General features: G+C 48.4%; 11 protein-coding genes and 1 pseudogene. 2 read left to right on the top strand and 10 right to left on the bottom strand.

All coding sequences use genetic code 11. The annotated features are described in order from the left end of the window. Positions 1 to 51: 51 nt before the first annotated feature. The 7 genes and pseudogenes from PIL01S_RS24310 to xylA form a co-directional block, all read right to left on the bottom strand. Positions 52 to 984, bottom strand: coding sequence for an alpha/beta hydrolase (locus PIL01S_RS24310; protein ID WP_246058545.1), 933 nt, complete (start codon positions 982 to 984; stop codon positions 52 to 54). A gap of 120 nt (positions 985 to 1,104) precedes the next feature. After that, complete coding sequence (locus PIL01S_RS24305) at positions 1,105 to 1,737, bottom strand: bifunctional 4-hydroxy-2-oxoglutarate aldolase/2-dehydro-3-deoxy-phosphogluconate aldolase (protein WP_127539840.1); 633 nt, start codon at positions 1,735 to 1,737, stop codon at positions 1,105 to 1,107. A 196-nt stretch (positions 1,738 to 1,933) separates the two neighbouring features. Beyond that, on the bottom strand, positions 1,934 to 3,004 hold the full coding sequence (locus PIL01S_RS30150; RefSeq protein ID WP_307721007.1) for a glycosyltransferase family 2 protein: 1,071 nt from the start codon (positions 3,002 to 3,004) through the stop codon (positions 1,934 to 1,936). Positions 3,005 to 3,427: 423 nt separating this feature from the next. Continuing rightward, a pseudogene (locus PIL01S_RS30145) lies at positions 3,428 to 3,943 on the bottom strand (glycosyltransferase); the annotation flags it as partial. Continuing rightward, positions 3,894 to 4,610: a glycosyltransferase family 2 protein gene (locus tag PIL01S_RS24295; RefSeq protein WP_246058543.1), complete on the bottom strand. Its 717-nt coding sequence runs from the start codon at positions 4,608 to 4,610 to the stop codon at positions 3,894 to 3,896. The gene PIL01S_RS24295 and the pseudogene PIL01S_RS30145, both read right to left, overlap by 50 nt. 370 nt (positions 4,611 to 4,980) lie before the next feature. After that, positions 4,981 to 6,474, bottom strand: coding sequence for a xylulokinase (gene xylB, locus PIL01S_RS24290; protein ID WP_127539835.1), 1,494 nt, complete (start codon positions 6,472 to 6,474; stop codon positions 4,981 to 4,983). Between the two features lie 511 nt (positions 6,475 to 6,985). Beyond that, a complete protein-coding gene (gene xylA, locus PIL01S_RS24285; RefSeq protein WP_095292400.1) occupies positions 6,986 to 8,302 on the bottom strand; it encodes a xylose isomerase in 1,317 nt (438 codons plus the stop codon). Between the two features lie 199 nt (positions 8,303 to 8,501). Between xylA and PIL01S_RS24280 the strand changes: the two genes are divergently transcribed. Next, positions 8,502 to 9,668: an ROK family transcriptional regulator gene (locus PIL01S_RS24280; protein WP_127539833.1), complete on the top strand. Its 1,167-nt coding sequence runs from the start codon at positions 8,502 to 8,504 to the stop codon at positions 9,666 to 9,668. Positions 9,669 to 9,813: 145 nt separating this feature from the next. Next, positions 9,814 to 10,011: a hypothetical protein gene (locus PIL01S_RS24275; RefSeq protein WP_053779005.1), complete on the top strand. Its 198-nt coding sequence runs from the start codon at positions 9,814 to 9,816 to the stop codon at positions 10,009 to 10,011. A gap of 123 nt (positions 10,012 to 10,134) precedes the next feature. Here the strand turns inward: PIL01S_RS24275 and PIL01S_RS24270 are convergent, their stop codons facing one another. From PIL01S_RS24270 to trxB, 3 genes are all read right to left on the bottom strand, one after another. Beyond that, a complete protein-coding gene (locus PIL01S_RS24270) occupies positions 10,135 to 12,114 on the bottom strand; it encodes an AraC family transcriptional regulator (protein WP_127539831.1) in 1,980 nt (659 codons plus the stop codon). Between the two features lie 215 nt (positions 12,115 to 12,329). Beyond that, complete coding sequence (locus PIL01S_RS24265; RefSeq protein ID WP_095292396.1) at positions 12,330 to 12,560, bottom strand: glutaredoxin family protein; 231 nt, start codon at positions 12,558 to 12,560, stop codon at positions 12,330 to 12,332. A 66-nt stretch (positions 12,561 to 12,626) separates the two neighbouring features. Beyond that, complete coding sequence (gene trxB, locus PIL01S_RS24260) at positions 12,627 to 13,568, bottom strand: thioredoxin-disulfide reductase (protein ID WP_095361760.1); 942 nt, start codon at positions 13,566 to 13,568, stop codon at positions 12,627 to 12,629. Between the last annotated feature and the right edge of the window lie 37 nt (positions 13,569 to 13,605).

Raw genomic sequence — 13,605 nt, 5'->3', positions numbered from 1 at the left:
CCTGGTTGGCGTTTTCACTGTTAGCCCGATTGTCATGCAGGCTAACGGTTATTAAGATTCATTAGAGGTTATGTCCGAATTGTGCGGTTGAGCCTGAACCTGAACATGTTTTTTCAAGAACGGAATGACGGTCTCCCAGAAGGCAGGGTCTTCCTCTGAGCAGCTGTGTCCGCCGCTATTCACCCACAGATGCTCTACAGGCGGATCAGCCTTGGACATGAAGTATTCCAGCTCACTTGGCGGGATAAAATTATCTCCCTTGGAATGCACCATAAGCATTGGCAGCTGCATGCCTTTACGCCGTTCATTCAGCAGCAGGACCGGATCGCGCTGGCGGTACGTTTTCAGTGATTCACCGAGCCTCCAGAACCAGATTCGCGGAATCAACTGCGCCAGTGGGAACAGCGGCAATCGCCGACGTTTCAGCTCCGAGCTGACGATTACTTCAAACTGGGATGGCATCGAATCCGTGATGACTGCCGACACCGGAATATGTTCCGTTACCGCCATGATCGTTCCCAGACCTCCAAGGGAATGGCCGAGCACACCGATGGCACCCGGATCGATCTCCGGCCGAGAGGTGGTGTAGCGTAGTGCAGAGAGCAGATCGTCACGGAACAGATAGGCAGACGCTGCTTTTACCGGATCACTGGCCCCATGACTCCGAACATCATACATAAAGAGAGCATATCCGGCTTCCCAGATGGGACGTGCGTAACGGAGCACACGTGATCGGTTGGAACCCCAGCCATGGGCGATAATGATTAACGGCCAAGGTTTGGGAACATGGGCGCCAGCCGGAATAAACCATCCATGAACCCGTCCTCCGCCACTCTCGAAGGTGACATCTTCGAATGGCATGGGCGGAGTAATCGTGATGGGGATCTTTTTGGGTGTCTGACTCTTCACCGCTGCCTTCCATAAGCCACCTGCCGTTACGGCAGCAACAGCAATAACTCCACCAATCATCGTTCTGGCTTTCACTGTGCATTTCTCCTCTCCGGCCTCTGTCATACACCTATTCTACGCCAACACCATTAACGCCCTGTTAAACAGCTGCATCTTTTATATATACCCAAATATACATATTGTAGATTGAGTTTTTTACTTTTTGACTCTTGCTGCTTCCACAAATGCATGTGTACATGCTGCAATCTGTTCATGATTCCCTGCATCCAGTGCCTCTCTCGGCAAAAGTGCACTGCCAAGTCCTACAGCTGCTGCACCAGCAGCAAAGTAGTCTGTAATATTGTTTAGATTAGCTCCGCCCGTTGCAAGCAGCGGGATATGATTAAGTGGCGCCTTGATCTCCCGTAAATACGGCAATCCCAGACTCGCCATCGGAAATAACTTCACTACACGTGCGCCTGCTTCATAGGCAGCTACAATCTCGGTTGGTGTCATGGCTCCTGGCCAAATTTCCACCCCATGTTCTACAGCATATTCAATAACGGACAGATCGACATTGGGCGATACCAGAAATTGAGCACCTGCAGCAACGGCTTCCTTGGCCATCTGCACATTAAGAACCGTTCCTGCTCCCACATAAGCCTGTCCTTCATGCCGGGTCCGCCAGTCTCCGATAATCTCGTGCGCCCCAGGTGTATTAAGTGTTACTTCCATCAGACGGATTCCTCCATCTGTCATGCCTTTTCCTGCTGTTATTGCTGCTTCCCGGCTAATGCCGCGAACAATGGCAACCAGCCTCGACTCCAGTAGTACTTCGGTCAAATTCATGCGAGCTTCCCCTTGCTTCATAGATTCGGCAGCCGAAGACAGTATTATTATCACCGCTTTTCCGTTAATTCATATTGTAAAACGAATTTATCCTTGATGAAATACACAACCCAAAAAAACCTCTCTTATCAACATGGACGAATGTCGGTGGATAACACCCATTCACCCCATGACCATAAGAGAGATTTTGCCGGAATCAAGCCTCTTCCAGTACACTTTCCTTTTCCAGATCCTTGAAATATTGATCATTGTACAGCATGCTGGGATGTGTAGGATGATATGCCAGAGCAATATCATTGTGCTTCTTCGCCTTGGCACGATTGCCCAGCCGGTCATAACATACGCATAGCTGTAAGTGGGGCATCCATGTCCAGGCTGCTTCGTTCAGCACGACCATCGGATCGGCAGGACGAACAGCTTGGGTCGCCTGTTCATACCAGAATACCGCCTTGCGATAATCTCCTCGGTCCGCGAAATAACCACCCAGGCGGCAGCAGATCTCTGCTCTCGGCAAATCATAGGCAAACGACCTCAGAAGCGCTGAAACTTCCTGTTCTGAGCGCCCCAATGCCGCTTCGCAATCTGCAATTTTCTGGCAGGCGGCAATCTGATCTTCCACCCAACCAAGACCCGTATTCAAAAACTTCCCGTAGTATGTAATCGCATCTTCATGCTGTCCATGGTCTTTCAGTTCATTACCGAAGTAATAGAGATCCCGGGGAGTAAAATGTTCTCCTGCTTCCTCACGCTTGCGGTAAATCCTCAGGTTGCGGTCAGTGTACTCCTTGTCTTTCTTATGGGTCACCGCAATATCGCTATGCAGCAAATTTCCTCCAACTTCCAGATATTCATGCACTGCACCAATCCAGCGGAAATTCCGATCCCGTCGCACCAGTCGATTCCTTCTCAAACTGTAGGCAACCTTCCCATCTGGAGTGAATGACAGATTATAGTCCATGGTAACGCTGTCTACCGAAGGATCAAGAGAGTGTTTCAAACCAATAAGCTTCTCCTGGTCATTTGGTTCGAACACATCATCAGCATCCAGCCAAAGTATATATTCCGTGGTTGCCTGATCGAAGGCAAAATTGCGTGCAGCTGCAAAATCATCGATCCATTCAAAATCAACGATTCGTTCTGTATATTTGGCCGCAATTTGACGTGTGCGATCCGTTGATCCGGTGTCCACGATGACGATCTCGTCGGCAATGCCCTTCACCGAATCCAGGCATCTGGCCAGGGAAGCCTCTTCATTTTTCACAATCATACACAGCGTTATACTGATTGACTCTTCTCCTCGTCTGACCCTGCGATTATACGCAGCAGCACCGGGAAGTTCTGATAATCGATAGATATGATAGGCCGGAAGATGGGTATCCACGTATAAACGAAAACCAAGTGCTTGGGCTCGAATGCAAAAATGACGATCCTCACCCCAGAACGAGACATTCGGAATCTGGTCGAAGGAAACCCCACCCACCAGAGCATTCTTGCGAATGAGCGTACATGCACCAAGCCCACCAACTTCGTAACAGCCTGGCACTCGCAATTGGTTTAGAAAGGCATCGGTTTGCGTGTTCTCATCCAAAATTTCCTTACTCGCTTCGGATTTCCCGCCTTTTCGGTACAAAGCATACTCATCCTGCAGCCATACCTGCGGCATTTCCCTTGTACCCGGCTGCCAGCGCGTCCAGAAAATATTCGATACAATATCCTTCTGCGTGGAGACAAGCTGTTCCAGCGTGCGGGGATGCAGCACAAGATCGGAATCAATCAGGAAAACAGCATCGTAATGCTGTTCGCGGGCGTATTGCAAGATGCGGTTTTTTAATCTGGCTACCCGCCAAATCTGTTCGTCGCGCCAATAATGACCTCCCTCATCCCTGCTGTATGTCCCTTTTCCCTGAGCAGTTCCATCATCGTTATCTGATTCAAATACAGTTCCTTCATGCTGTGATGCAAATTCACGAAGGATATTGGAAGACGCCTCCTCTTCATTATCGTCTATAAACAAATAGTCCGTCTCCACCGTCGTTCGCTCCAAGAAGGTCAGAGATTCCAAAAATTCACGGAGCACTGCTGCGGTTTGACGAACCGGACTGGCAATCAGCACCTTCTCCTTCGGTTTTACCTTATTCAAGTACAGGCCCCCTTTCTTATTCCATCCAGGGCAGCAGCCTTGGATCTGTATCCAGAATGGATTCATACTGTTCTCTCCAGCCGTACCTTGCCTCCGGGTCCAGTGCCTGATAACGCTCGAATTTGCGGATGCGATCCTCCTCGCGAGCCCAGCCGTAATGCTTCACACGAGGCGTATGACATCCATAGGCAAAATGCTGGATCGTAAGAGGGAAACGTCCGCAGTGCTGCGGGGTTTCCTTCCACTCATAAGTCAATCCGGGACGATAACGGACAAGAAATGGACGGTAATATGCATGTGCCTGCCAATATTGATCCTCCCGGTAGTGCGTATCGTTCCACATATCAAACAATCTGAAGTAGATCGCATCCTCGCTACTTCCCAGAAGCTGATTGCGCTGCATGCCAAAGTCTGCCGTCAAAATCTCATCGGCATCCAGATTCAGAATCCATTCGGGTCCAGTAGCTATCGTTGCCTTCCATTGCTGCTTGCGCAGACTCACTTCATCGGCGAACCGGGACGCCCGATTTTCCACCATGACCAGGGGAATCCCTTCAAGCAGCTGTTTACATAGAGCAACCGTATTATCGGTGCTCCCATCATCTATGATGACCGCACGATCAATCCAAGGCCGGTGCGTTTGCAGCGCCTGTCTAAGATATCGCTGTTCTTCATTGCGTACGATCATGGACAGCGTAATATGTGGTCTTTCGTCTTCCTCACGGTCATTCAAAGCCTCACCTCCACGTCTGAAGCTGACTTTTATTATCTCTCAAGGTTTTGCTATCCGATTGCAGCTAAGTAAGGTATATAGGACTGGATTGGAGCATATTTACAGGCTTAAGTATTTATCAGATAAACTTTCATCTTGACCCATCATCGGCCTCACTTTGACGTCTGGCTTGTTGGCTTATGCCCATCCTCTATATTCAATCTATGCATATCCGGGATGGGGTTATGTCTGAGAACTCCGCTCTCGGAACTCACCACTTACTGTGCTCCAGTGCTTTTAGTTCCTGTCTATATTCAACAAAAAAAGCACCCGCTTCCGCGAGTGCTTCGGTTAACCTTTGTTACATATATTGAATGATTCACGTTATGAATTAACGGTACTCTGCCAGACGATCATTCAGGCTGCGTGTCTGACCATATACTTCCTGATACAGTGCAAAGAGTCCATCATATACGGCTACCGTTTCCGGGTTCGGTACATAGGATTTGGCAGGGCGAATGAACGCTGACGCACAATCCTGCAGGGAAGGGAACCAGCCGCAGCCATATGCTGCAAGCATTGCCGCGCCCATTGCCGGGCCCTGCTCACTCTCAAGCTTCACAATCGTGGCGTCAAAGATATCCGCCTGCATTTGCAGCCAGGCTTCATTTTTGGCACCACCTCCGATGGAGATGACCTCATTGACCGTTTTGCCTGCACCACGCAGAATATCGATCGATTCCCGCAGGGAGAACGTAATTCCTTCCATGACTGCACGCCCAAAGTGCTCCAGCTTATGTCCGGCATCCATGCCAATAAAGCTGCCGCGAATGTTCGCATCTGGATGAGGCGTCCGCTCTCCGACGATATAAGGGGTGAACAGCAATCCGTTGCTGCCAGCCGGAACCTGATCAATGCCCTGCAAGAGCACATCAAACGATTTGTCCGCTGCAAACGTATCCTTAAACCAGGACAGGCTGTATCCAGCTGCAAGCGTTACCCCCATAATATAGAAGGCATCCTTCTCCCCATGGTTAAAGAAGTGGACTTTGCCTTCGAAATCGAGGTCTTTGCGTTCTTCATAAGAAAGCACAACCCCAGACGTACCGATGCTGCACATCGTTTGTCCTTCACTCAGAATGCCTGCGCCGATTGCCCCGCACGCATTGTCGGCTCCACCTGCAAATACTTTGGTCGCAGCCGCAAGGCCCGTTTGATCTGCGATCTCTGGAAGCAATGTGCCCACTTCTTCAAACGATTCCACGAGACGCGGACAAAGTGAGATCGGCAGTTCAAAAGCTTCCGCAATCTCCTTGCTCCACTCCTTGCCAGCAACGTCCAGCAGCAATGTACCTGCTGCATCCGAATAATCCATGGCATAATCGCCAGTCAGGCGATAACGAACATAGTCCTTCGGCAGCAGGAACAAGGATGCTTGCTGCAGCAGCTCCGGCTCGTTTTCCTGTACCCACAGGATTTTCGGCAGCGTGAAGCCTTCTAGTGCACGGTTCCGGGCGATGCTTAATAGTTTATTGTCCAATACTTTCTCAATGCGGCGGCACTGAGCCGTAGTACGTGTATCGTTCCACAGAATGGCATTGCGCAGTGGTTTCCCCTCTGCATCTACCAGAACAAGTCCATGCATTTGCCCAGAGAAACTAAGCCCCTCAATTTCAGAAGGCTGTACGCCGGATACTTCCAGCAATTTGCGCAGGGAGACAATCGTCTGTTCTACCCAATCTTCCGGATTCTGCTCACTGTAGCCAGCCTTGGGCTGGTGCAGCGGGTAAGCCTCGGATGCTTCAAATGCCACTTTTCCTTCGCGGTTAACCAGCACCGTTTTGACTGCGCTGGTTCCCAGATCGACACCAATTACGTAACTCATGGGTTAACTCCTTTCGTTTATCACAGGTTATATCCACGAAAAATCCATGTATACATGAAAGTCACTCCGTGATCAGAAAACCCTCGGATCGCCGTTATCCCCGGATTTCCTTTATTCCCTTTGAAAAAGGGAGAAATCCAGGGATAAGCCTATGCTTCCGAAGCCAGTTTTCTTTCAGAAAACTCTGAGCGAACGCTCCGCTTCCTCGGCCCTTTCTGCTCACTCCGTTCTGCATGCATTATCATGGACACACATGGATATGAAAACGAGTAAAGCGTACTCGTTTCTGTAGCTGAAAATCGCGCCAACGACATATATCCGTCATTAGTAATGCATGCAAACCTTGATGCGCATGAAATTTACTCCGTTCGGGTATCAAAAAACCGCCCCCGCCTTCCCAGGGGAAAGTCGGGGACGGTCCGAATGTCATGCCTGTTCAACGTCCATGGTACAAGCTCGTTCATATATGGACGGTGTCCCTAGCCAAGCTTATACAAGTTGATTCCAGTTATTAGTCAGCCAAGATGTATTGGTTGAGTTTTGCTCTGAGCAATTCTTGACGACCGGATTGGTTTTTGCGTGGGCTCTCGTTGTTCAGTGCGTATTCTGCAAGGGAAGCCAGAGTCGCTTTGCCTGCAACAACCTCAGCACCGATACCTTCTTTGAAGCTGCTGTAACGTTTTTCGATGAAGTCATCGAATACGCGGTCTTCGATCAATTTGGCAGCTACTTTCAGACCTTTAGCATACGTATCCATACCTGCGATGTGAGCCAGGAACAGATCGTCTGCTTCGAAGGATCCACGGCGTACTTTGGCGTCAAAGTTTACACCACCACGGCCGATACCGCCGTTTTTCAATACTTCGTACATTGTCAATGTTGCATCGTACATATCCACTGGGAACTCATCCGTATCCCAACCGATCAGCATATCGCCTTGGTTGGCATCGAGGGAACCGAGCATGCCGTTAGTACGGGCAACACGGATTTCGTGATCGAATGTGTGACCAGCCAGAGTTGCATGGTTTGCTTCCAGGTTCAGTTTGAAGTGTTTGTCCAAACCGTATTTTTGCAGGAAGGCAATGGAAGTCGCTGCATCATAGTCATATTGGTGTTTCGTTGGCTCTTTCGGTTTAGGCTCGATCAGGAATTGTGCGTCAAAGCCAATTTCCTTCGCGTAGTCTACAGCCATGTGGAACATGCGGGCAATGTTGTCCTGCTCCAGCTGCATGTCTGTGTTCAGCAATGTGTCGTAACCTTCACGGCCGCCCCAGAATACATAGTTTTCAGCGCCCAGACGTTTACCCACTTCCAGACCTTTCTTGATTTGCGCTGCTGCATGTGCGTACACGTCAGCATTGCATGTGGAAGCTGCACCAAACATGAAGCGCGGGTTGGAGAACATGTTCGCCGTGTTCCAGAGCAGTTTTTTGCCGCTGGATTTCATGTGGTCTTCAATCAGGTCAACGATCGTGTCGATGTTGCTGTAGAACTCACGCAGGCTGTTGCCTTCTGGTGCGATGTCCACATCGTGGAAACAGAAGAACGGGAGATTCATTTTTTCCAAAAATTCAAAAGCCGCTTCCACGCGTACTTTCGCGAGGTCCAGACCCGAGTATTTATCCCAAGAACGAACAGCTGTCTCTGCACCGAACGGGTCACTGCCGCCTGCAGTTAATGTATGCCAGTAAGCCATGCCGAAACGGAAGTGCTCTTCCATCGTTTTGCCGGCAACAACTTCTTCCGGATTATAATGTTTGAATGAAAAAGGATTGGTGGAGTCTTTGCCTTCAAATGCGATTTTATTAACGGATTCAAAATAGGCCATGTAAAATGCCTCCTCAATAGTTTTAAAGAAATCGTTTACACCGTTATCCTATCACATCGGTTATACTTTGTCTATTGGTTAAACAAAGTAAAATAAAATTGTTTTTTCCGGGTTTGTTTACGCTATAATAGTCGAATAGCTTGAGAACGGGATGAATGATTGAACCCTTTTATATACAGAATAGGAGTGCCTGATTGTTATGAAAATTACCGGAGACCAGATGCTGGTTAAAAAAATAAACAAGTCCATCGTCCTCGATACGATTCGTCGTCATGCCCCTCTTTCCCGCGCAAGAGTATCCGAAGTTACGGGACTTAACAAAGCAACCGTGTCCAACCTTGTTGCCGATCTCATCAGCGATGAGCTTGTCCAGGAGATTGGTCCGGGTGAATCCAGCGGTGGCCGCAAGCCGCTCATGCTGCTGTTTCGAGGTACGGCTGGATATGCAGTTGGTCTGGAGCTGAGCGTAACTCACCTGAAGGGTGTGCTTACCGATCTGGAGGGCCATATCATAACGGAGTATGCCATCAAACTGGAACAGCATGATGTGCCTTCCGTATTGGAACAGCTGAAACGTGCAGCGGAACATCTGATGCAGTCAGCTCCCCCCTCCCCGCATGGTGTAATTGGTATTGGCATTGGGGTACCTGGGATGGTAGATGAGGCTGGAACAGTGCTGTTTGCACCCAACCTGGGTTGGGAGAAGGTCGAGCTTCGCTCCATGCTGGAGGAGATGTTTGAGCTTCCTGTAACGATTGACAACGAGGCCAATGCAGGGGCTCATGGGGAATTGAATTTTGGCAGCGGCATTGGTGTACGTCATCTCATCTATATCAGTGCAGGGATGGGTATCGGATCGGGAATTATGGTAGACGGTGAATTGTACAAAGGTGCCTGGGGCTACGCCGGGGAGACAGGCCACATGTCAATCGAAGCCGAAGGCAGACCCTGCTCCTGCGGCAATCACGGCTGCTGGGAGCTATATGCTTCCGAAAAAGCCTATGAGCACCCCGACCATCAGCTTCATTTGCCGGCTCACACCACCCGCGAGCTCGTAGAATATGCACAGCAAGGTCATGAGGCAGTATTGAACTTATACGAGAACATCGGCCGCAAACTGGGCGTGGGCATCACGAATATCGTTAACAGCTTCAATCCCGAACGCATCATCATTGGCGGACCACTCTCCGAAGCAGGTCCATGGATTGAAACTGCTCTCAAACAGGTCGTCGAAGAACGTACACTGCCCTATCACCGTCGCAGTTTGCAAATCGAATGGGCAGCACTGGGCAGCCGTTCTACCCGTATTGGTGCCGCTTACTCTGCCATTTCCCAGTTTCTAGGTAAAATAAGAGTGTCGGTCTAATAACCGCTGAAAATTGACATCATTTCGCCCCATTTCCTCCCTTTTTGTTAAAGAAATCCAGAGTTATAATGAGGATATGTGATTTTTGTCATGGCGGGATGATTGCCGCTGTGTTAATTCCTATAACGAAACGGAGTGAAAACCCGTGACCTACGTGGATACTTCAGATATCTCGGCGCAAATGTTTGTCACCGTACTCCTGTTCTTGATCGTGCTTGCGCCGCTGTTCAGCCTCGGCATACTTCGATTGTTTCAGAGCAAAAAGAAGGCTGGGTTCATGTATATGCTGTCAGGCGTATTGGTGTATGTTGTTTTTCAGACGTTTATGAGCATCTTTTTTTAGATGAATACCTGGTTTAAATGACGAAATCCCCTTTCGCAGTGTATCTTGAGTTCATGTTACCATGTGCTCCTGATTACTGACGCAAGGGGATTTTCCATATCAATTATTTTAAATGAGTCATGCTCACTTTTGGGAATTTTCTTGGGCACGTTCTACCATCATGTCCACGATATCCTGGATCTGGCCCATGACAGAGATAGGATCGGAGAAGTAAAATTTGTAACCATCAATTTCGTATAACTCATTGTTTTTGACTGCGTCTAACGTGCCCCACACCGGATCGCTCGCATAGTCGTACGATTCTGCTTTGGCATTCACGGCCATAAACACGCGATCACCGGCATATGATTCGGCAAGCTCGCTTGAGATGGTAGCCCAGCCCACTTTCGGATCAATGGTGCTTGCCACATTCTCATTCATAGGCAAGTCCAATTCGCCGTGAATTGTTCTGCCCGTATGCGCGTTACCGTAAAGCGTGATATCTTTACTTAATCCTCCGTCAAAGACCGTGACGGTTTCTCCCTCCTTAAATATGCTGCTCAAACGCTCTTTGGCTGCAGTCACCTTTTGTTCAAAATCGGTAAGCCATGCCGATGCTTCAGCCTCTTTCCCTAATATCACGCCAAGTTCCTGAACCTGATCACGGACCGGAGCCGAGTTATCCAGAAAAACGGTTGGTGCAATTTTGGAATATGATTCATAACTTTTAGCATCGCCTGTAACGATCAGGTCGGGACTCAGTCCAGTTATGGCCTCAAGGTTGTCCGAAATATCCTGGATACCCTCAACCCTGCCCTCCAGATAAGGGTTCTGCATAAATACGCCATTACTTCCGACAGGCTTCACATCCAGAGCCAGAATATGCCCCAAGAAGAAGTCGGTTACAACACGCTGTGGATTCGCAGGTACTTCCACCTCACCCATGGAGGTATTCACTTTACGTGTGGTCCCTTGGCTATTTTCATTTGTATTATTTTCGCCTGAACCGTTCGCCTGGTTAGCTGGTGCTTCCGATTGAGCGGTACTTCCATCTCCTGCTGCAGCTCCTGTGTTTCCTGAGGAACCGCCACTGCATGCACTTAACAACAACCCAAAAGCCATCAGTAAGGCTATCGGTACTCTCTTTATATTTCTTAGCATTTCATCAGACCCTCCATCCAAGTATTGATAATAATTATCATTATCATATGAAGGAATATAACATGGGTCCGAAGTGCCAACAATATGATTTCTTCCTGCTGAGGATATAACATCTTCCTCCAACATTTGCTTGCGATACTTTTGTGGGGAAATTCCAATATACTTTTTAAAAGCGTTGCTGAAATAATAAGCATCCTGATAACCAATGGAAGACGCAATAACTCGCAAGGGAAGCTTGGTCTCGGCCAATAAATTGCACCCTTTTTGCATGCGCAAACGGATCAGACAGTCAATCGGTCCACGATTGAGCACTTGTTTGAAACAATTCGAAAGATGCCCTGCACTCCGCCCCATCACTGCAGCCAAAGATTCCAACGTGTGAGGCTTCGCATAGTTTTTCAACATGTACTCCAGAGTCAGTGTAACCAGCTCGACAGGACTGGCTATTTTTACAACTGGAGGCTGCAGATAAAATTGCTCCACCATGTGATACAGCCATTGATAGAACAAAGCTTTGAGTTGAAGTGGTACGGAATGCTCTTCCTGCTGCTGCACTTCCAGCATTCGATCTGCCATTTCATATAACATCATCGGCTGAGTTGGTGTCACACGATATGTAATGTGAGTTGGATTCATTCGTTCCTTTATACACTGCGGCTCCTCGCTGTTTGCTGATCCCCATGCTGCTTTGTACGAAATTCGTATAAACTCCGCTCCCTCTGAACCAGCATTACACTCGATAAAACTTTTGGACGGAGCATGAATCATCTCAAAATGATTGATGGAATATGTCTTCTGATTAAGCAGTACAAGCACATTGCCTCTTCTCACACAGAAAAAACTGCTGGACTGGGTCGTGAATAGCTTTCTTTCACCCTTTGCGAGAAGAGTCCGTTCAACCTCGATATCTCGTATACTTGCCTGTTCCCAGAAGCGAAAATGCTCCTGTTGATCGATCATCATGCTGCCTTTTCACCTCACTGCCTGCGACTTAAGAAAAGGATATCGTACTTTTGTACATTGGACAATTCTGAATGATTGATGAAACTGGTTTAATTCAAGCAAAAGAAGCCCCAGTCCTATTCAGGACTAAGGCTCCCTTTATATTATATATTCAAACGGCTCGCGCGAACCGGAATAGCTTAATGCAGCTTGATTGAATCCCTGTACCGGGATAATTAAGCATCCAGTGCTTTTGCGAATTGCGTTTTGTTCATACCCAGGATGCGGTGTTCACCAATAACAGTCAGAGGTACTGCACGTACGCCCATATCCCATACTTGTTGTGCAAACTCGTCACTTGTCTCGATATTGCGCTCTTCATAAGAAATTCCTTTGTCAGCCAGGAACGTCTTCACTGCTTTGCAGTTTGGGCAGTTGGTCGATGTGTATACAATTACGTTTTCCATTATTCATTCACCTCATATAGTTTATATATAGTTACAACGTTAATTTACCCATTTAAACGAGATACCTTACAGTGCTACTGCGCTATGCTCCAGGCTTTCAATGAATTTCTCTGCATCCATTGCAGCCATACATCCGCTGCCTGCCGCTGTAATCGCTTGTTTGTAGCGTGTATCTTGAACGTCTCCACAAGCGAATACGCCTGGAATGTTCGTTTCAGAAGTACCTGGTGTGGTCATAATATACCCATGTTCATCTGTTGTAATCTGTCCACCAAGGAACCCAGTGTTAGGTGTGTGACCGATCGCTACAAATACGCCGCTTGCCGGAAGAATTTCTTCTTCGCCCGTTGCGTTGTTCAACACTTTCAGTCCAGTTACCCCATGATCACCAGCAATGACTTCGATCGGCGTACGGTTCAGAGCCATTTCCACTTTTTCGTTGCTGCGTGCACGGTCTTGCATGATTTTGGATCCGCGCAGCTCCTCACGACGGTGTACCAAGGTTACTTTGGAACCGAAACGGGACAGGAAACTTGCTTCTTCCAGTGCAGAGTCGCCTCCACCGATAACGATGATTTCTTTATTGCGGAAGAAGAATCCGTCACATGTTGCGCAAGTGCTGACACCGCGGCCCACGTTTGTTTCTTCTCCAGGAATACCAAGGTATTTAGCAGATGCACCAGTAGACAGGATTAAGGTTTCCGATACCAGTTCACCCATGCCCTCAACCTGAATTTTGAAAGGACGTTCGCTCATATCGACGTTGTTTACCCAGCCTGTGCGGAATTCAGCGCCAAAACGTTCTGCTTGTTTACGCATGTTATCCATCAGTTCAGGGCCCATAATGCCATCAGGGAAACCTGGGAAGTTCTCCACTTCCGTTGTTGTTGTCAGTTGGCCACCAGGTTGTGGTCCTTCGATAACCAGTGGGTTAAGGTTGGCACGAGCCAGATAGATTGCTGCTGTCAGCCCTGCTGGGCCTGTTCCGATAATAATGGATTTATACATGTATAGTTCCTCCCCCGAGTTCTGCAAAAAGGTTGGG

This window comes from Paenibacillus illinoisensis NBRC 15959 (genome assembly GCF_004000925.1).
GTDB classification, from domain to species: domain Bacteria; phylum Bacillota; class Bacilli; order Paenibacillales; family Paenibacillaceae; genus Paenibacillus; species Paenibacillus illinoisensis.
This window is presented reverse-complemented; position numbering and strand designations above follow the sequence as displayed.